The organism is Wolbachia endosymbiont of Listronotus oregonensis (genome assembly GCF_031205055.1).
In the GTDB taxonomy this organism is placed as follows: domain Bacteria; phylum Pseudomonadota; class Alphaproteobacteria; order Rickettsiales; family Anaplasmataceae; genus Wolbachia.
Window position 1 is genome coordinate 1,346,674 of record NZ_CP102118.1, and the last position, 20,535, is coordinate 1,367,208.

Annotated in this window: 13 protein-coding genes and 3 pseudogenes; 6 read left to right on the forward strand and 10 right to left on the reverse strand. The window is 37.0% G+C overall.

The genetic code is table 11. The features are described 5' to 3' along the window. Positions 1 to 341: 341 nt before the first annotated feature. Entirely contained in the window at positions 342 to 2,537 is a 2,196-nt protein-coding gene (locus tag NMD99_RS06840) for a coiled-coil domain-containing protein (protein WP_265016437.1), read from the reverse strand. A 131-nt stretch (positions 2,538 to 2,668) separates the two neighbouring features. On the opposite strand from NMD99_RS06840, the gene NMD99_RS06845 reads away from it, so the two are divergent. Beyond that, positions 2,669 to 4,024, forward strand: a complete 1,356-nt coding sequence (locus NMD99_RS06845; protein WP_253309477.1) for a phosphomannomutase/phosphoglucomutase — start codon at positions 2,669 to 2,671, stop codon at positions 4,022 to 4,024. Positions 4,025 to 4,130: 106 nt separating this feature from the next. On the opposite strand, the pseudogene NMD99_RS06850 reads toward NMD99_RS06845, so the two are convergent. Further along, positions 4,131 to 4,277, reverse strand: a pseudogene (locus tag NMD99_RS06850) (Rpn family recombination-promoting nuclease/putative transposase); the annotation flags it as partial. A gap of 272 nt (positions 4,278 to 4,549) precedes the next feature. Here NMD99_RS06850 and NMD99_RS06855 point away from each other — a divergent pair. Continuing rightward, a complete protein-coding gene (locus NMD99_RS06855) occupies positions 4,550 to 5,875 on the forward strand; it encodes an IS110 family RNA-guided transposase (RefSeq protein ID WP_309165749.1) in 1,326 nt (441 codons plus the stop codon). Between the two features lie 20 nt (positions 5,876 to 5,895). Here NMD99_RS06855 and NMD99_RS06860 read toward each other — a convergent pair. From NMD99_RS06860 to NMD99_RS06875, 4 genes and pseudogenes are all read right to left on the reverse strand, one after another. After that, positions 5,896 to 6,480, reverse strand: a pseudogene (locus tag NMD99_RS06860) (Rpn family recombination-promoting nuclease/putative transposase); the annotation flags it as partial. After that, positions 6,477 to 8,024 carry a group II intron reverse transcriptase/maturase gene (gene ltrA, locus NMD99_RS06865; RefSeq protein WP_309165860.1) on the reverse strand — a complete coding sequence of 516 codons (1,548 nt, stop codon included), beginning with the start codon at positions 8,022 to 8,024 and terminating at the stop codon, positions 6,477 to 6,479. The pseudogene NMD99_RS06860 and the gene ltrA, both read right to left, overlap by 4 nt. Beyond that, complete coding sequence (locus NMD99_RS06870) at positions 8,021 to 8,299, reverse strand: hypothetical protein (RefSeq protein WP_264377970.1); 279 nt, start codon at positions 8,297 to 8,299, stop codon at positions 8,021 to 8,023. Before NMD99_RS06870 ends, ltrA begins: the two co-directional genes overlap by 4 nt. Before the next feature lie 357 nt (positions 8,300 to 8,656). Beyond that, positions 8,657 to 8,902, reverse strand: a pseudogene (locus tag NMD99_RS06875) (PD-(D/E)XK nuclease family transposase); the annotation flags it as partial. 266 nt (positions 8,903 to 9,168) lie between these two features. Here NMD99_RS06875 and ppdK point away from each other — a divergent pair. After that, positions 9,169 to 11,847, forward strand: a complete 2,679-nt coding sequence (gene ppdK / locus NMD99_RS06880) for a pyruvate, phosphate dikinase (RefSeq protein ID WP_309166007.1) — start codon at positions 9,169 to 9,171, stop codon at positions 11,845 to 11,847. 1,037 nt (positions 11,848 to 12,884) lie between these two features. On the opposite strand, the gene NMD99_RS06890 is transcribed toward ppdK, so the two are convergent. Next, on the reverse strand, positions 12,885 to 14,180 hold the full coding sequence (locus NMD99_RS06890) for a Na+/H+ antiporter NhaC family protein (protein WP_265016436.1): 1,296 nt from the start codon (positions 14,178 to 14,180) through the stop codon (positions 12,885 to 12,887). 175 nt (positions 14,181 to 14,355) lie between these two features. Here NMD99_RS06890 and NMD99_RS06895 point away from each other — a divergent pair, with 175 nt between their 5' ends. After that, complete coding sequence (locus NMD99_RS06895; RefSeq protein WP_253309474.1) at positions 14,356 to 15,315, forward strand: RluA family pseudouridine synthase; 960 nt, start codon at positions 14,356 to 14,358, stop codon at positions 15,313 to 15,315. Positions 15,316 to 15,322: 7 nt separating this feature from the next. Here the strand turns inward: NMD99_RS06895 and NMD99_RS06900 are convergent, their stop codons facing one another. Next, positions 15,323 to 16,585, reverse strand: a complete 1,263-nt coding sequence (locus NMD99_RS06900) for an MFS transporter (RefSeq protein WP_253309473.1) — start codon at positions 16,583 to 16,585, stop codon at positions 15,323 to 15,325. Between the two features lie 35 nt (positions 16,586 to 16,620). Further along, positions 16,621 to 18,420: an aspartate--tRNA ligase gene (aspS, locus tag NMD99_RS06905; RefSeq protein ID WP_309166010.1), complete on the reverse strand. Its 1,800-nt coding sequence runs from the start codon at positions 18,418 to 18,420 to the stop codon at positions 16,621 to 16,623. Between the two features lie 195 nt (positions 18,421 to 18,615). Here aspS and NMD99_RS06910 point away from each other — a divergent pair, with 195 nt between their 5' ends. Together NMD99_RS06910 and ccmA are read left to right on the forward strand one after the other, a co-directional pair. Then, positions 18,616 to 19,047: a hypothetical protein gene (locus NMD99_RS06910; RefSeq protein ID WP_253309472.1), complete on the forward strand. Its 432-nt coding sequence runs from the start codon at positions 18,616 to 18,618 to the stop codon at positions 19,045 to 19,047. 3 nt (positions 19,048 to 19,050) lie between these two features. Next, positions 19,051 to 19,674 carry a heme ABC exporter ATP-binding protein CcmA gene (ccmA, locus tag NMD99_RS06915; protein WP_253309471.1) on the forward strand — a complete coding sequence of 208 codons (624 nt, stop codon included), beginning with the start codon at positions 19,051 to 19,053 and terminating at the stop codon, positions 19,672 to 19,674. 523 nt (positions 19,675 to 20,197) lie between these two features. Here ccmA and NMD99_RS06920 read toward each other — a convergent pair. Further along, complete coding sequence (locus NMD99_RS06920; RefSeq protein ID WP_264688224.1) at positions 20,198 to 20,428, reverse strand: hypothetical protein; 231 nt, start codon at positions 20,426 to 20,428, stop codon at positions 20,198 to 20,200. Between the last annotated feature and the right edge of the window lie 107 nt (positions 20,429 to 20,535).

Here is a 20,535-nt window from a genome sequence, read left to right on the forward strand (position 1 = left end):
AGAGACCGAAAATGGTGTCATTCCAGCGCGTGACGCTGGAATCTAGTCTTTATTATGCAGCCACTTATTTAAAGTTAAGTTTTCTGGATCCAAGTAGTCAAGCTACTCGGATGACACCTTGACAATCGTCATCCTGCTACGTGTTAGCGGATGAGATACCGCGAATGAATCGCGGTATGACGTAGGATTGCTGTCATCCCGCTGCTTGTTAGCGGGATCTATGTGAGATACCGCGGCAGTGTGACGGTTCGCGGCGGAATGACGATAACCTCGTCATTCCGCTACTCGTTAGCGCCGTGGCGGTATGACGTCTTAGCTATAGTTAACAATAGAAGCAAAACTCATCCTTTTGAAAGAGGAGGAGATTTTTCTGGATCCTCAGCGGGGATTGATTTTGGATCTGATAATTCTGTATTTACCTTGATTGGCTCTAATGGAGTTTTCTGCTCTTCCGGTTTATCGTCTGGAATTGGAACAGGCCAATCCATAATGTTTTGCGGTATAACTTCTGCTTCTTTAGCTTCTTTTTGACCTGTTGAAGATGGTGTATCAACTCCTGCGTTTTTAGTAACTTCTTGTTTTAGTTGTTTATTTTCTTCTTGTAATTGCTTTAAATTTTTCTTTAACTCGTCAATCTCTCTTATTTTTTGTTTTAATTGTTCAGATATAGTTAGTTTGTCTCTAGTCAATTTTTTGTTTTCTTGTCTTAACCCACTAGCTATTCTGCTTGAGTTGTTGTTTACAGCTTGTGTACCTTGGTCTTGCTGCTGCATGCTTGTTCCTCTACTTTCATATTCAACTTCAGTTTGAGTTGCCTGACCTTTTTCCTGCTGTAATATGTTCTGCAGTTGCTCTAGACTCTCTTTGACAGATGCCAGCTCTTCCTGTGTACACGTTAACATCCCTTCCTTTTCCTTAAGCTGTTGTTTAAGCTTATCTATTTCTGATTGTTGCTTTCTGAACGATGTTGAATCTGTACTTTTTGCTCTTAATTGTCTAAATAAATTTTCCTTTTCTTCTGCCAATTTTTCTATTTGCTCAGTCAGCTTATCTTTATTATCGATAAATTCAATCTCAGCTTGTTTTAGTTTACGGGTTAAATTTTCAATATACTCACTATCTTCGTTTTTTACTTCCGAATACTTTGCCCTTAAATCTTGAAGCTTTCCTTCTAATTTCTGGCTCTCTCTTACTATCTGCTGTATCTTTTCATCCTTCTGCTTAATTTCTTTTCTCAAACTCTCTATTTTCTCATTTTTCTCCACTTCTTCTATCTCATCTGCAAGAGACTTTTTACCTATACCAGATTGCTGAATTGCCATTTCTAAATCTTCTTTTTCTTTGTACAGTTGATTTAATTCCTTAACTAACTCTTGATTCTTTAATTGCTCTTTACTCATAAGCGACTCAATTAAAGTACCTTGTTCCTTTATTCTTTGATTTTTTTCAGATATAACTTGCCGTTGTTCATTAACTTCATCTCTCAAGAAGTCACGTTCTAATCTTAGATCCTCAAGCTGCTTTGCCTGCGCTGCAAAATATTTAGCAAATGTTTCTTTTTCTTTCTCTAATTCCTCAATTTCGTCTACTTCACCTTTTGCTCCTTCTTGTTCATGCTCTTCTTCATCACTAGACATATCATCCTCAAGTATTTCATCTTCATCACTAAATTCACTAACACTAGAGAAAGAACTTCTACGTGAAGAAGGTGTGCTAGGAGAGGAATACCCACTGCTGCTTGGTGTAGGTGACTGTGGTGATATATGTGGATCTTTTGTAAATATTTCCTCTGCTGGTACTTGCTGATCGTCTACACTCCTGGACATGTCAGTAAAAGCTTGATGCAGAGTTTTTCCATTGATAAAAACTTCTTTATTCTGCTCAACTAATTTTAATATTTTATCTTTTATTTCCTCTGGTGTGAACTTTAAATCACCAAACTTTGGCTCACCAATGACACTTTGTATACCACTAGAATCCAATTTTACGATCATGCTACAGTCTATGCTGTTACCTTCAGAATCTTTAGCCTGCCAGTTAATGGTCATTTCACATGAGCTTGAACCAGTAAAATCATAGTGCCTTTCGCTGCCTTTTTTGGTCGCAGTTATTTGACTATCTTTCTCTAAAGATATGTTATAAACCTTACCTTCTCTGCTGGCTCTTAAAATATTGCTAATTTCTATTGGTTTTTCTTCATTTTCAAATCTAATTTTGAAGTCGTTATCTTTTGTTGAATACGCTAAGAAATTTTGACCAGGCAGAGACGACTTAAGTTCTTTATGCATTGTGTTTATTGATTGCTCAAATTTTTGGAACTCCTTTTCCCACTTTAAATTTATCTGTCCTGTAATGTCCTCATCTTTGCGTAAAGGACCAATAAAGTACCAGATTAAATTTTCTTCCTCCAGTCTTTTAATAAAATCCTGAAGATCGTTGCAAGATTCAATGACACTTAGAATATCATTTTTCTTCTGTTCATCTACATTTAGACTTTGATTCTCAGCTATAAATACATTTTCGTTTTCCTGTGGCATAATTTTGCATCTTTAAAAAGTATACTATAATATTAACAGATTTTTTTTAAAAAATCAACTAATCGTTGAGTAAATAAACTTGAGCACTTGTCCATTATGTTATATAGTAGTTACTCCTTAAGCAGTGCAGTATGGACAATACCATTATAAGAAAATACGATATTAGAGGTATAGTAGGCAAAGATTTGCAGATTAATGATGGGTACGAGATAGGTAGAAAGTTTGGCCAAACCGTAGCTAGTGTTTGTGTCGGCTACGACAGCAGAATAGATTCACCAGGTATAGAAAGAGAATTAATTAGGGGCTTAACTTTATCCGGTGCAAATGTTATACGCGTTGGACTATGCTCTTCACCTATGCTCTACGCTGCAACACAAATCACGCAGGCGGATCTTGGTATTGTAATAACCGCTTCTCATAACCCAAGTGAATACAATGGCTTTAAATTTTTTAGTAATAAAAAAGTCTTCTCAGATCAAGAGATAAAGGAAATTATAAGCAATCCAATTAAAGACAGTACAAGGATTGGAAGCTTAATTAACATAAATATATATAGTGAGTACATTCGCATATTAAAAAGTGCAGTGAAGAACGATACTACACAGAAATTAAAAATAGCCTGGGATTGTGGAAATAGTCCAGCAAGTGGAATTATAAGGTATATTGAAAAGATCTTGCCTGGTCATACACACATCGTAACCAATAACTCTATAGATGGGGCATTTCCACTGCATGATCCAGATCCCATAGAGGAAAAAAATCTCGCTCAATTAATTGACATTGTGAAGGAATATGGATGTGATCTTGGCATTGCGCTAGATGGCGATAGCGATAGGGTGCGCTTAATTGATAATAAAGGCAGTGTTGTTTCCAATGACCATTTATTTATAATTTTTGCACGTGAAGTGTTGGAGGAATATCCAGAAAGCAAAGTTATTGCCAACGTAAAAATGAGTATGAAAGTGCATGATTTTGTTAGTAAGTTAGGAGGGCAAGTTATTACCTGCGCTACTGGACATTCACTAGTTAAGAAGAAGATGGTAGAGGAAGAGGCAAAGTTTGCTGGTGAATTAAGCGGGCACTTCTTCTTTTCTGAGCTAGGTTTTGATGATGGGCTATATTCTGCTGTTAAAGCAGTTGACATTTTGCTTAAGAAAAACCAAAGCCTATCTCAGGTAATTGAGGATTTACCGAGGTTATATATCACTCATGAAGTAAAGATTGTAGTGAAAGATGAGAAAAAATTTCAAATAATTGAATCAATAAAGAAAATACTGGAGAAGCAAAATATTGTATTTTCAGATCTTGATGGTGTTAAAGTAACCGATAATAAAGGTTGGTGGCTTCTTAGGGTATCAAATACGCAAAACTGCATTACAGCAAGATGCGAAGGAGAGACTTTAGAAGGTTTTGAACTTACTAAAAAGGTTTTGTTCCATTACATTGATGAAGCAAGGTCTTTAAATTGTAGCTATTCACAGAAATAAATTTGATTTATAAAATTGGCATGAAAGTATAAAGATAAATAGGCTAAATGTACTTATCACCTGGTCAGGCTGCAGCATTATTTCGTGTAACCGTTTGCGGGTCCACTTAATTCTGCAATTCTTTGATCTCACTCATGGAGAGGCCAGTAAACTTAACAATAGTGGTGACATCAACATTATTAGCCAGCATTGTTTTTGCAACTTCAATTTTTCCTTCCTTTTTAGCATCATCAAGTTTTTGTTCAAGAACAGCGCCGGACAGATAAAACCTGTCAAACCAAAAAGAAACTTCCTAGCTGAGTGTATGGCAAATTTTATGTATAATTTTGTAGAGAAGAGCTTTTTGCAGTTATAGCCGAACTGTGCAATGGTGCCTTAAGTGCCCGTAGGACAGCGTGGCTTTGGAGGAACGGTCGAACCACTGATGGAGCCTTTTGGGCTACCTCGATTAGAAGAATGTATAACTCAATCGTCCCAAGCTTAAGCACTTCTCAATTATGGATTATTATATAATGGAGATTAAAAATGGCAAAGTTCAAAAGTAAATTAGAGATAACGAATCCTAATGCAGCAGGAATCGATGTTGGCTCGGCTGTACATTATGTATGTGTACCCGAAGGAAGCGATGAACAACGTATACAAAAATTTAGCTGCTTTACGGAAGATCTCTACAACATAGCAAAATGGTTGAAAAAATGTAAAGTTAATACAGTAGCCATGGAGTCAACAGGAGTGTACTGGATTCCTTTGTTTCAAGTACTTGAATCACACGGATTTGAAGTAAAACTGGTAAACGCAAAACATGTTAAAAATGTACCTGGGAGAAAATCAGATGTGCAAGATTGTCAATGGATTCAACAACTACACAGTTACGGGTTACTCCAAGGGTCATTTAGGCCAGATGATCAAATGTGTGTATTGCGTAGTTATGTTCGGCAACGTAAAAATTTAATTGAAAATGCTTCTACACATACTTTGCGTATGCAAAAAGCGCTAACACAAATGAATATTCAACTACATAAAGTTATAAGCGATACAACTGGTGTAACTGGAATGCAAATTATTAAAGCAATAATAGATGGTGAGAATAATCCTGAAAAATTGGCTGAACTAAGAGATGGACGAATAAAAAGTGATAAATCTGTTATTGCAAAAGCATTAGCAGGAAACTATAGAAAAGAACACCTATTTACATTAAAGCAAGAATTTGAGCTATATAATATTTATCAGGAAAAAGTAGCAGAATGTGACAGGAGCATTGAAGAATATTATAAAACATTTGAGACAAAGTCTGATGAGAGTAAAAAGTTAGGTGAAGAGAAAAATAAGCACAGAAAAAGTAAACCAAACTTTGCTTTGCATGAAGAATTATATCGAGTAACTGGTATAGATTTTACCAAAATTCCTGGATTGGATATACTAACTGTACAAACTATCATTTCGGAAGTTGGTATTAACTATAATAAATGGCGATCAGAAAAGCATTTTACTTCGTGGTTGGGGCTAAGCCCTGCTAATAAAATTACAGGGGAAAAAGTGTTTAGCACAAGAACACGTAAAGTCATTAATCGTGCCGCGAATGCATTTCGAATGGCTGCTCACTGTGTATCAAGAAGCAATAGCGGAATAGGTGCATATTGTAGAAGGTTAAAAAAACGACTAGGTGCACCAAAAGCGATTACTGCTACGGCAAGGAAATTAGCATGTATCTTTTATAGTATGTTGAAGTATGGACAAGAATATGTAGAAAGAGGAATAGATTATTATGAAACACGTTACAAAGAGAAAGTTGTAAAAAATTTAATCAAAAAGGCACAGGAATTCGGTTATATCTTAGTTCAACAGGAATAACTAATGGGAAGTTTCTTAGAAGCCCGTTCATCACGAATACGTTTTATTTCCTGTTCGTAGGCAATAAATTCTTTCTCTGACCAGTTGAATCTATTTAGTTCTTCATATGCCTTTTTAATTATTACATCACTACCTATTATCTTTTCCAATTCTTCTTCGCTAGTTTCATCTGCATATTTAAAATAATAGATCCATTTTTCAACTATACTCTCCAATTGGTCTTCTTTAGTTTTAGGAAATTTTGGTAACTCAATAAATGTAAAATAAAAATCTTTTAAATCATGTTCATAGCTATCTTTGTCTAACATTACATGATCTGACTTATACTCAGATTTATTAGGAAAGAGAATACAATCAGCAATAGCAATAAAGATAATTTCTTTAAGATTATGATATTGATCACCTTTATCAGCTTGCCTTGAATAAGCTTTAGCAGCGTAATATTGAGCGCGTTTTTCAAAGCCTTTAGTTTTGGCAACTTGGTCAGGTAAGGAAGCAGTATTACTACTACTCCCTCCCTTAGAAACGCAGCATGCAGGTTTCCCCACACTACGCTTGAGCCCCTTATCTAAGTTCTTCTTTTCTCGAACCGGCTTGTCTTTCATAAATCCTCAGAATACATCAACTTTAGTGGTGACACTAACAGTAGAGAACCTTCTCTTGAAAAGGAGCTTGCTAACATTCTTGTTCGTTTCACTCTCTCATCAAAATACTTTTTCCATTTTAAGTCAAGGGGATTTGCATCCGCTCTGATTTTAACATGTCGTCTGATAGGTATATCAATCAGCTTAAGCAGTCTTAAATACCGTATCTCTTTTGGTTTGTTCTTGCATATGGGTGCAGCAAAAACCCATTGTCGTTGACCCATTACTTTGAAGTAACGATTCTTTATCCAACGTAATCCTTTACGAGGATGTCTTTTCTTTGCCCATTTCCATAAACTATGCCAAATTTCATTGTCGATTTTTCTAAACGCTTTTTTAGCACACACATGGTGATAGTAATTTCCCCATCCTCTCAGTAGAGAGTTAAGTGACTTAATTACTATAGCCTGAGTGTTCGCTATATTTGCTTTTATCAATGTACGTGCTTTATTAAGAAGTTTTTTAATACTTTCTTTCGAAGGTTTAATAATTAACTTCTTATTATATCTACGTACATTACAACCAAGAAAGTCAAACCCTGTTGTAATAAATGTAATCTTTGTCTTCTCTTCTGACAGAGCTAGACCTCTCTCATGAAGGAAAGATGATACTAATGGCTTAACTTCATTTTCCAGTAGTTCATGTGTAAAACCTGAAATAATAAAGTCATCTGCATACCTGATTACATTCACTCCACTTCTGATTTTTCCTCTTCTTTTGCTACCTAATTTACCAAAGCGACTTTCTAATAACTGTTCAAGACCATCTAAGGTAAAGTTAGCTAGTATTGGAGAAATTATACCTCCTTGCGGAGTGCCAGCAGTTGTGGGATACAAGGTTTTTGACTCTAGGAAACCAGCCTTTAACCAACTATGCAGAATTTTCTTCTCCATAGGAATATGCTTCATAAGCCATTCATGGTTAATGTTGTCAAAGCACCCTTTGATATCACCTTCTAGTATCCATTGTGGTCGATTGCGTCTTGCCAGTAATAAGTGACAAGCAGCAATAGCATCCACGCAGGATCTTTTAGGTCTAAAGCCATAGGAGTGACGGTCGCTGATCGTTTCAGATACTGGCTCCAGGGCAAACAGATATAATGCTTGCATGGCTCTATCTTTTATCGTTGGTATTCCAAGAGGTCTTCTTTTGCCATTAGATTTACTGATATAAATCCGTTTTAGCGGAGAAGGTTTATATCCTCTTTGCTTTAACTGCTTTATTCCTTGAAATTTAGCATTGCAAGTTAACCACAGTTGACGATCTACACCTGCCGTGTTTTTTCCTTGGTTTTCAGTTACTCTTTTAACAGCTAAAGCTTTGCTGCTAAAGGAGCGTGTGAGAAGACGCTGTAAAGCTTTTACCTTACCCCATCTTCCCTGTTGGACAGCCTTAACAATACGTCTTTGTAGCCTTATAACAACTTTTTGGCACTTCCTCCATGGCAATTGTTTCCATGCTTCGGAGTTGTCGGTAGGTGCACTTACAGTTTTATCTGTAATCATCTGCTTTCCTCCCTTAAGTGGTTAACAAAGTTTCTTGTCACGAGGGACCAAATGGAAGTCTGCTCGTTTTCACGCGAATTAATGTTACAAATTCTATCCATTTCGTTACAAAATGGCATTCGCTTTCTCCATTCTCCTTTACCTGCACTTTCATCAGCATTCCTTGCGGTTTGCTTGCCATGTAGGCAAAAATACAGGTTTACCCTGTTCCTTCTGTCATACAATAGTAGGTTAGGTGACTTCTCTATACCGGTGGAGTTATTATTTGCGTACATCTAGAAATGAAAAATGTAACTTATCCACATTATCTTTTGGTCAGAGCTTATCAGCATCTTTAGCTCCTTAATCATTACGATACTTATGAAGCTTCACTTACGTTCACCATACCACTAGCCTAGCCCTCCAACCACATGATGCTTGTAGTTTATGCTCCTCTCACGATTGAGCATCTTCTTTTCAAGAGGAGGTTCATTGTCCGCATCGCTTGTCACCAACCGGTTGCCCGATTCGCACTGATGCGTAGACTCAGATGGCAAAACATCTGGTTTAATAAGTTTTAGAATCCTTTCAGTTTCTTTCTGAATGAATTCCTCTCCTTTTAAACAATATGACCGAAGACTTTCAGGTCGCACCATTTCGACTATTACTTGCACCCCATTTTCATCCCTGCAGAGTACATCAACGATACTTTGTTTTTTAGAGGCAATTTCAGCATCTTGAATAGTGCTGAGGAATTCTATTTCTTTTATTTCATCTTTGCCAGTGAACCCCAAAATATCATTGAGAAAGTGAATGAGGATGTCTTTATTTTTTTCAGTACCAAAAATACGCCGGAACGCAACATCATTCTTGGGGTCGAGAAATTTAGAAAGAGCCATAAAAAAATTTTTAAATGTATCTTTATATTATATATTCTTATTGATAATAATTCAATAATTTGTCATCTTTTTTGTTAACTTTACTGATGTTGCCAGAAGGAACGTTGTTGCAAAATTTTGTAAAATTTATTATCCTAAGGTTTCAAGTCTTCACAGGTTTATTGGAACTATATGTACAATGTGTTTATCAGTGAAAATCCGGAGAAAATGATGGGGAAAAGTTAATACATTACTTTAGCCAGGGTAAATGCGAAGGCAATGCAGAAATGAAAAATCTGCTGGGAGGAAAGGGGGCAAATTTAGCAGAAATGTGCAATGTTGGCATTCCTGTTCCACCCGGTTTCACAATTTCCACCTCTGCTTGCAAAGTCTATTATCAAGACAATAGATCTTCTGTCATCCAAGTAGCTGACTACTCGGATCCAGAAAAAAATGTGGTCACGCACTGGAATGACATATGTAGTGAAATCAAAAACTACATGGCGATGCTCGAAAATGACATCGGTTGTAAGTTTGGGGATTTAAATAATCCCTTATTAGTTTCAATACGCTCTGGTAGTGTTAGTTCAATGCCGGGCATGCTTGATACTATTTTAAATGTTGGTCTAAATGATGAAACCGTTGTTGGGCTTGCAAAAAAAAGTGGCGAACGTTTTGCTTACGATAGCTACTGCCGCTTCATTATGATGTACTCCAATGTTGTACTACAGCTTGACCATCACCTATTTCAAGATGTTGTTGATAATAAGCAGCAAAAGAGTGGAGCAAAAAGCTTAGCTGATCTTGATGTTGATGTTTTAAAGAGAATTGTTAACAATTTCAAAAGGATAGTACATGAAAAAACAGGAAAACATTTTCCGCAGAACGTTGAAGAGCAATTGTTAAACTCAGTTAATGCAGTATTTACCTCTTGGAAAAATGATAGGGCTGTTTCCTATAGAAGAATACATAACATTCCTGAAAACCTTGGAACAGCGGTCAACGTGCAAGCAATGGTTTTCGGTAATTTAAATGATAATTCTGCAACTGGTGTGATATTTACACGAAATCCTTCAACTGGAGAAAAAAAGCTTTTTGGTGAGTTTTTGGTTAATGCTCAGGGTGAGGATGTGGTTTCTGGTGTTTATACTCCTATGCCAATTGACGGAGAGCAAGAAAACACCATGGAGAAGTTGCTGCCAAGTGTCTACCGAGAATTATGTGTGGTATGTGAAAAACTTGAAAGGCATTATAAAGACATGCAGGATATCGAATTTACTGTGCAGGACGGTAAGTTATGGATTTTGCAGACTAGGTCTGGCAAGCGCACGGCTGAAGCTGCTATTCGCATAATAGTTGATATGGTAAACGAAGGAACGATTACAAAAGAAGAAGGAATATTGAGAATTGATCCAAAAACTTTTGACAATTTATTGCATCCAGTTCTTGACGTTAAGAGTGACCAAAAAGTAATAGGGAAGGGACTGCCGGCTTCTCCAGGGGTTGCTTCTGGATATGTAGTGTTTAGTGCAAGTGATGCTGAAAAAGCTGCAGAGCAGGGTAAAAAAGTGATTTTAGTAAGGTCAGAAACGAGTCCTGAAGATATTAATGGAATGAATGCTGCAAGTGGCATAGTAACAGCACGGGGAGGGATGACCTCGCATGCTGCTGTTGTAACCCGTGGAATGGGTAAGCCATGCATTTGCAGTGTAAGTGGACTTTATATCGATAAAGATGGAACTTTCTTTTCTGTGGGGGATACAAAAGTAAATAAAGGTGAACCAATTACCATCAACGGAGGAACAGGGGAGGTTATGCTTGGCATTCTTCCTACAATTTCACCTGAATTATCGCAAGAATTCAAAACGATAATCAACTGGATAGATGAAATCAAAACGGTCAAAGTGAGAGCGAACGCTGATACTCCAAAAGATGCAAAAATTGCAAAAGAATTCGGTGCAGAAGGTATAGGCTTATGTCGCACAGAACATATGTTTTTCGCTAGTGATAGAATCGAATTCATTCAAAAGTTGATAATAGCTGACGATGAAAATGAAAGGGCAAATGCGCTCATTAAACTGGAAGAAATGCAAAAGTCTGATTTTAAAGAAATATTTTCTATTATGGAGGGTAGGGAAGTCACTATACGGTTGCTTGATCCACCCTTACATGAATTTTTACCCAATAATCAGTCTACTATAGAAAAAATCGCCAAATCACTTAGTAAGTCAGTTGAATCAGTAAAAAATAAAATAGCACAGTTGTCAGAAAAGAACCCAATGCTTGGCCATCGAGGTTGTAGACTTGCCATTTCTCATCCTGAAATATATAGCATGCAGATTAGGGCAATACTTAGTGCTGCAAATGAGCTAAAAAAGGAAAAAAGTGTAGAAATCAAGCCTGAGATCATGATCCCTTTTATAATGAATGAGAAAGAATTTATTCTGATATGCGAGCTAGCAAAGAAAGAATCCTCTGTCATCTCAGCTGGAATCCAGACGCAGATTCCAGCGTCACGCGCTGGAATGACATCAGACAAGGCTTATTCAATTGGAACGATGATAGAACTACCAAGAGCAGCACTGATTGCTGATAAGTTAGCAAAACATGCAGAGTTTTTTAGTTTTGGCACTAATGATTTAACGCAAACAACCATGGGACTTTCAAGAGATGATTCAGTTAATTTCCTCGATTCTTATAAGGAAAGCAATATATTTGACAATGATCCATTTGAAGTGCTGGACATCGAAGGGGTAGGGGAGTTAATCAAGATAGCCATTGAAAGAGGCAAAAAAACCCGAAAAGAAATAAAACTAGGTATATGTGGAGAGCATGGAGCAGATCCAAAATCTATAGAGTTTCTCATCGAATCAGGGGTGGATTATGTTTCATGCTCACCCTATAGAGTACCGGTTGCAAAGTTAGTGGCAGCACAGTTTAGTGTAAAATCTAAGTTTGTTGGGTAAGTGAGAAATATAGCAATAATATAACCACTGGTGACTTTCCTCACTTAGACAACTGTGTCAAGCACTGGAATGACACCCTACTTAACCGTTATACCGCCGCGGCGCTAACACGTAGCGGGATGACGATTGTCAGGGCCAGCGCCTCTATGATGTCATCCCAGTGCCCAGACTACTTGGATCCAGGAAAAAGAATGATGTCATGTAAGTAGCCTCCTTCTTCTGTCATCCCAGTGCTCCTTTCTCGTCATCCCAGTGCCCAGACACTGGGATCCAGGAAACTTAACTTTAAATAAGTGGCTGCATAATCAAGACTAGATTCCAGACTGGGATGACACCCTACTTAACCGTCATACCGCGATTCATTCGCGGTATCTCATCCGCTAACAAGAGATCCCGCTAACAAGTAGCGGGATGACGAATTACTATCTACACCGTCATACCGCCGCGGTATCTCTTAGCCGCTAACACGTAGCGGGATACTTAACCGTCATACCGCGATTCATTCGCGGTATCTCAGCCGCTAACAAGAGATCCCGCTAACACGTAGCGGGATGACGGTTGTCGTTTAGCCATAAATATTTAAGAAATTTACCAAATGAAAAAAAAGGCAAAAGAAGCCCTAGTCATTGTCTATTTTCAGTATTTGGCGTTTTTTAAGTCTTAAACACTGCAATTTAGCTGCTTTTAATTGCAACTAACCTACGCTGCAAATGTTTAAGAAATTTACTAAGCAGAAAAAAAGGCAAAAGAAACCCCGTGTTAGCTAGTTGTCACTCTCTAATCCTGCAAATTGGCGTACTATACTGTCTAAACGACTTATAAGCGCGTTTCAGCTTATATAGGTAAAAACCCAGAAATGTTGTGAAGACATAGAGTGCACATAGTGCAAAAAATTAAAAATAAGACGCCAACTACGTTGTTTTCTTGCTGTTTAATCTGCACAGATGAAGATAACTGAATACCTTCAGTTTCATGATAAGGAGGCTGGCGGAGTTTGTCAAGTAATTCCGTTCCTTATGGGTAAAAAAAGAGAAACTCTAAGTTGCAGCCGCACGATGTTTCTCTTTTCTGCTGTTGATGATTATTTCGCCTATTGTAACTGCTGCTAAAATAAAGCAGTAATATACCTGTGTTAATAAAGAAACAGGTGATACAAAGGCGATGCTACCTGCCAGCAATAGTTGAGAACCATAAGGTAAGATGCCTTTTGTAGCACAAGCAAAAACATCTAATAAGTATGCACTGCGGTATGGTACAATATCGTGTTTCTGTGCGAGTCTTTTTGCAATGCCACCACTTAGTAAAATAGCAATGGTATTATTGGCAACTAAGGTAGTAAACATAGACGCAATTCCTGCTATCAAAAATTCAGCTTTAGTTTTTGTGATATTGCTTTCATCGATGAGTTTATGCAACGCTTTTTGACCTTGTTTGTACATTATATGGCTCAACCCACCGATAAATAGAGCAAATATTACTATTTCGTTTACTTTTTTGAAACCGTCGTACACGTCATGAGGAAATTGAACGATGGCATAATCAAAAAAAGCTATTCCTAGCACACCAGCAATAATTATGTTTACAGTTATTGTTACTAAAGTGGTGACTTCAAGCAGCCCCATGATTATTAAAGAAATATAAGGAATAATTTTTATTATAGAATAATAATCTAAATTTGATATAGAAATAATTTTTGTACTACTTGAAATCACTGCCAGATAGGTGAGTGTTATAATACCTGCAGTAAATGCAACCTTAGAGTTTATTTTAAGTTTATCTTTTGCTGAAGCTCCCTGTGAAGAAACAGATGCAATGGTGGTATCAGATATCATTGAGAGGTTGTCACCAAACACGGCACCACCTACTACAGTTGCAGTTCCTATTTCAAGGCCAAAAGCTCCACTTTTTGCCAGATTAACAGCTATAGGTACCATCAGCGCAACAACTCCCATAGATGTACCAATTGCAGTTGAAATAAAAGCAGAAGCCAAAAATACTCCAGGCAGCATTAATCTTGCTGGAAGGAAATTAAGAATTAAATTAGCAACAGTGTCTGCGCTACCAATTGATTGAGTAACCGCAGAAAATGCTCCAGAAAATAAAAAAATTAAACACATAGTAAGGGTATTTTTGTCACCCATGCCCTTGATAACAGTATCGATGTTATGCTGAATTTTATTTGTACCACGTGAGACAGCAAAAAATAGCGCTGGTAACAAGCAGATTACTGGTGAAACCTGATGAAGTGGATTATCAGTTCCGATAAAAGAAAAATAAGCACCACTTCCAAGGTACAAGATTAAAAAAACAATCAAAGGGACAAAAGCTGTCATTTTACTGTACCTCAAACTTACGACTATAACTAATTAAGTGGTTTTAAGCAAGTTTGTTTTTCACTAGTTTTGCAGGAAGTTGACAGCAGAGTTTTAAACTTCATATTTAATCTACTAAATAAATAGCACATGTAGCCGAAGGGTTTATATCTTGTGCTATACTTTATTTTATGTCATGCAAACAGTTGATATTAGCATACATCCAAATAAAGTAATGGAGAATATAAAAACCATATCAGTAAAAGACGATAACGTTAGGCTGGATAGGTACATCAGAAGAATCTTTCCTGATCTAAAGCAATCTGTAATTGAAAAATCTTTAAGGAAAGGGTTAATCAAAGTTGATGATTGCAAAGCAAAGTCTAGTGATAGAGTAAATTCTGGACAAACTATAACGCTGAAGCACTTGAATTATATTGAGAACGCTAATTCTGATCGCAAATATAATGAAAAGTTAGTGAATCTACTAAGAGAGAACATATTATATGAAGACGAATATATACTAGCTATAAACAAGCCCGCAGGGGTCATCGTTCAAGGTGGCGTAAAAGTAAAGATTAGCATGAGTGATTTGCTTGACCAAATAAGAGAGGGAGAAACATTTAAAATTGTCCATAGGCTAGATAGAGATACGAGTGGAGTGATAATATTCGCACGCAACGCTAATGTTGCCAGATACCTTATGGAAGAATTTAAAGGACGAAGAGTAAAAAAAACTTATTTAGCATTAACTTCTGGCATACCGAGCAAGGATAGTGGAACAATAGACTATCCATTGGTGAAAAAATATGTTTCAGGTCAAGAAAAAGTGGTCGTTGATGAAAATTCACCTCAGAATGCCACTACGCATTTTTCAATTATAGCAAAATCCAAACACAATGTTGCTTATTTAAAATTACAACCAATTACCGGCAGAACCCATCAGTTACGTGCACATTTAGCTCATATAAATTGCCCTATTCTTGGTGACGGTAAATATGGTGGTAAAAAAGCTTTTATTGATGGGATAGCAAATAAAATTCACCTTCATTCGCATTCTTTATCTTTAAAACTGCCAAACAATAAAGAAATCACTATCACCGCTCCTATCACTAAACACATCGAAAAATCCATTGAAGCGCTATTTTTCGACTGAAACGATTTCACCAATCAACTTTTCTGTCTTTGGCTTTAATTTGAAGCACAGATATTAGGCTAATTAATGCGCAGGCAGTAAGATAAATGCCTGCTGCAAGTTTTGTTTCGGTTTTTTCTATAAGCCACATGCATATGGATGGAGAAAGGCCACCAAATATTCCTGCAGATATGTTATGTGCGAGGCTAAAGCCCGTGCACCTAACTTTCGTTGGAAATAACTCGCAAGCAAGAGAATTATATATTCCAAAAGATGCACTTATTGGTATGGTTATTAGCCAATAAGTGGGCGTTATAACATAGTGATTATCATACGATAATAGCGAAAGTACCGGCAAACCGGCGCAAGCTAGAGCTACTAATGTAGGAATCATTACATTTTTTCTTCCAACTTTATCAGACAGTATTGCAAACAGCACTGCAGACGCTCCAAATGTAATTTCAACTATAATCCTTACTACATTTTTAATATTGATGCCTGAGAGAATAAGTTCTTTTACAGATATGTTGTAAAACATGATTGCTGAATAAACGATTGCATTTTGGGCAACGCCAAGCCCAATTGCTAGCACAAATGCCTTTTTATAGTCCCTGATTAATTCTAAAAATGGAGAATCAGATAAGCTTCTATTTTGATCATGAATTTTATATGCTAGGCTCTCTTCCATTATGTATCTTATTAAGAAGCCTATTATGCCCATAATAAAGCAGAAATAGAAGAGCAACCTCCAGCCCCAAATTTCATAATTTTCACCTGTAAATTTTTTGCAAATAGCTATCATTACAAAACATGTAATAGAACCAAGAGCACCACTAAAAGCTTTCATGCTACCTAAAAAGCCTAGATTTTTTTTATCGCTTGAATGCTCTATTAAAAAGGCTGAGTTGATACTCGTTTCCCCTCCTGTTGCCATTCCTTGTATTATTCTACAAAGCAGAAGTAATATAGGAGAAAATATTCCTATTTCTTTAAATCCTGGTATGACCGCAATTGCAGTAGATGATATCGAAGCTAATATTACGGAAGTCAGCAAAACTTTCCTCCTACCGTACTTATCTCCAATGCAACCAAAAATAAACGCACCAAGCGGTCTAAATCCAAATCCAATTGCAAAACTACCAAGAAATTTGATTGTGCTTAAATAATCGCTTTCTGAAGGAAAAAAAACATTGCTTATTATATGTGTTAAAACTCCAAATAGAGTTACTTCATACCATATAATCATATTGCAGATTATGCTTGATAGTATTGCTTTTTGAATATCGTTCATGATTTTCGGTTTACCACACTCCGCTATAAAAATTTTTATTCAATAACCTTTAAGGATAATTCACGTAAATGTTTATTGTCCACTTCAGAAGGAGCACCCATTAGAACATCTTCACCTTGCTGGTTCATAGGAAAACAGATTACTTCACGAATATTTGGCTCATCAGCAAGCAGCATAACCATTCTGTCAACCCCTGGTGCTATACCGCCGTGAGGCGGCACTCCGAACCTGAATGCACGCACGAGCGCACCGAATTTTGTATCAACTTCTTCTTTGCTGTAGCCTGCAATGGCAAAGGCCTTATACATGATATCCAGCTTGTTACTACGAATCGCCCCGCTTGACAGTTCTATTCCATTGCAAACAAGATCATATTGGTAAGCAAGGATATCCAGTGGATTTTTGTCCTCTAAATCTTTCAAGCCACCATGTGGCATGGAGAATGGGTTATGAAAGAAATCGATTTTTTTACTTTTATCGTCATATACAAAATAGGGAAAATCAATGATCCAACAAAACTTGAAGATATTATCATCTATAAGACTGAGTTCTGACCCTAAAAGAGTGCGCACTTTCCCTGCAATTGTTGCTGCTTCATTTTCCTTATCAGAAGCAAAAAATACACTATCTCCAGGCTTTACATCCGTTATTTCTTTTATAGAATTTAGCCTGTTTTCATCAAGGAATTTAGCAATTGGCCCTTTTGCGATGCCGTCCTTATCAAATGTTATATACCCAAGCCCCTTAGCGCCGAATTCTTTTTGCGCATGTTCTATTTTTTTATCAAAGAAGCTGCGTGGTTCTTCTGCTGTTTTAGGAGCAGGGATGGCTCTCACTACCATACCGCGCTCAATATTGCTTTTGAAAATATTGAACTCTGAATCACGGAAAATTTCTGTAACATCGCTGACTAATAATGGATTGCGCAGATCTGGCTTATCAGATCCATATTTGAGCATTGCGTCTTTGTATGTAATGCGCGGAAAATCTTTATCAACTGATTTGCAAGAAAATTTGGCAAACACTTTATATAAGGTAGACTCAATAATCTGAAAGATGTCTTCTTGAGTCACAAAAGACATTTCAAGATCTAGTTGATAAAACTCCCCCGGAGAACGGTCAGCCCTTGCGTCTTCGTCACGGAAACACGGTGCAATTTGAAAATATTTATCAAACCCTGAAACCATGAGCAATTGCTTAAAAATCTGTGGAGCTTGCGGCAATGCATAAAATTTACCAAGATTTAGTCTGCTTGGCACCAAATAATCACGTGCACCTTCAGGGGACGAAGCAGTAAGTATTGGAGTCTGAATTTCCAAAAACCCTTGCTCTATCATGAGCTTGCGGAGTTCTGCAATAATTTGTGAGCGCAGAATAATATTGTTGCGGGTGTTTTCTCGCCTTAAATCAAGAAAACGATATTTAAATCTCATATTTTCTGGGTATTCTTGTTCGCCAGCAATGCTCGCTAATATACTTCTTTCTTCTTTTGCTATTTCTTCATCACAGTGGAACTCAACTTCTGATTCAACGTGTAAATTGCTAACTACAACCTCAATTTCTCCGGTTGCGATAGAGCTGTTTACCGTATCTTCAGTTCTAGCTTCAACTATTCCTGTAACAGTAATTATACTCTCCAATTTTAAATTTGATGTCTCATCAAAAAAGTCTTTATCATTATTAAATACTAGTTGAGTGATTCCATAGAAGTCTCTTAAATCAACAAAAATTAAGTTACCGTGATCGCGCTTACGATATAACCATCCAGAGAGGTAACTTCCTTTTACGTCGTTCTTCCTTAATTCTTCACACGTGTGAGTTTTATAGCAGTTCATATTTGTTTTACTTCTAAATTCTTTAAAAAGTATAGAAATAAACCTTACTACATACAAGCCCATTCTCAGATATTTGTCCAATTTACGAAATAGAGCAGTATTACTTTTATACTGTCTTTACCCGCAAAGAAATTGCACAATTTCTATAATTATGGTATAATAGTAAGGGTATTTTTAATGAATTAGATACAGGAAATGCCACTTACACAGATCATATTATATAGCGTAACATTACTTGCTGTAGCTGCAGTATTTCTCTTTTTGAGAAAAATATACAAAAATCGCATTAGAAAAATCATATTTCCTAGAAAAGTTTTTAAAGAAGAGTGGGAAGAAGACAGAAAATTCAACGAATTATATCAAAAAAATAAGCAAAAAGAGTTGATGAAACAACAGGAAATGCTACGCGAAAAGCAAAAAGATATACAGGTTTATAAAGAAGATCTAGAAATAGTTGACATAGCAAAACCGGTAGGTAAATGGACAAAGATGGTTATGATGGGTAATGGTTTAATGCAGCGTTTTGCACAATTGATACATAGAGAAGGCGGAAAGAAAGGATTTTGGGAGCTATTTGTAAAAGCTCAGGCTTCAACTCAAGGTAAACATAAGGGGAAGGGCAGATAATTCATGCTCGAATGTGAAAATTTATCCTGCGCTCGTAATAACAAAGTATTATTTAAACATCTCAGTTTTAAAGCTGAGCCAAAATCAAAGATTCTAATCACTGGTCCAAATGGTAGTGGTAAAACCAGCTTAATTAGAAGTTTATCTGGACTTTTACCGCCGGTATCAGGCAATATAAGGTACTGCGGAAAAGACATATATGATGATCCAAAATCCTATATACCTTCTATGGTCTACGTAGGGCATAAGAATGCCTGTAAAGATAGCTTAACTGTTGCCCAAAACATAGAATTCTGGGCAGGAATACGAAATACTAGGGAATTGATTGTGGCAGCTATTTGTTGCTTGCAGTTGCAGCCTGTAATTAATATTAGATATGGCGAACTTTCTGCAGGCTGGAGAAGAAGAGTTGCACTTGCTCGCCTCTTGATTTCTAATGCAAACGTTTGGCTGATAGATGAACCATTTTGTAATCTTGATAGTGCAACGTGTGAATTAGTGCTGAACCTAATCTCAATACGCTCTGAGCAAAATGGTATAGTAATTATTACAGGGCATAGCTCTACAGAGCAATTGTGTGATTTTACAACGATTGATATACGCGATTTCAATAGACTTCTTGCATAGTTTTTGGCAGCACGTTAACAACCGTTAGAAACGAAAAAACTTCCTTGACAAACTCCGCCAGCCCCCTTATCATGATAGTGAAGGTATTCAGTTATCTTCATCTGTGCAGATTAAACAGCAAGAAAACAACGTAGTTGGCGTCTTATTTTTAATTTTTTGCACTATGTGCACCTTATGTCTTCACAACATTTCTGGGTTTTTACCTATATAAGCTGAAACGCGCTTATAAGTCGTTTAAGACAGTATAGTACGCCAATTTGCAGGATTAGAGAGTGACAACTAGCTAACACGGGGTTTCTTTTGCCTTTTTTTCTGCTTAGTAAATTTCTTAAACATTTGCAGCGTAGGTTAGTTGCAATTAAAAGCAGCTAAATTGCAGTGTTTAAGACTTAAAAAACGCCAAATACTGAAAATAGACAATGACTAGGGCTTCTTTTGCCTTTTTTTTCGTTTGGTAAATTTCTTAATGTTTGTAGCTAAAAGAGCCCAAGAGAGGTGTCATCCCGCTGCTTGTTAGCGGGATCTATGTTAAGAGATACCGCGAATGAATCGCGGTATGACGTAGGACTGCTGTCATCCCAGTGCCCAGACACTGGGATCCAGTTTTCCATATAATCTCATCGAAAATGTTGTAACCACTTTCTATGCTAGTTTGCTTGCTTACAAGCAAACTTTTCTGGATCCCAGTGTCGGGGCACTGGGATGACACCATTCTTTTTCCTGGATCCAAGTAGTCAGGGCACTGGGATGACAAGAAGAGGGCACTGGGCCGTCATAAAGGAATCAGTTTCAGCTACTCGGATGACAAGAAGAAGGCTACTTAGATGACGGGAGAAGGAGCTACTTGAATGACATCGTTTA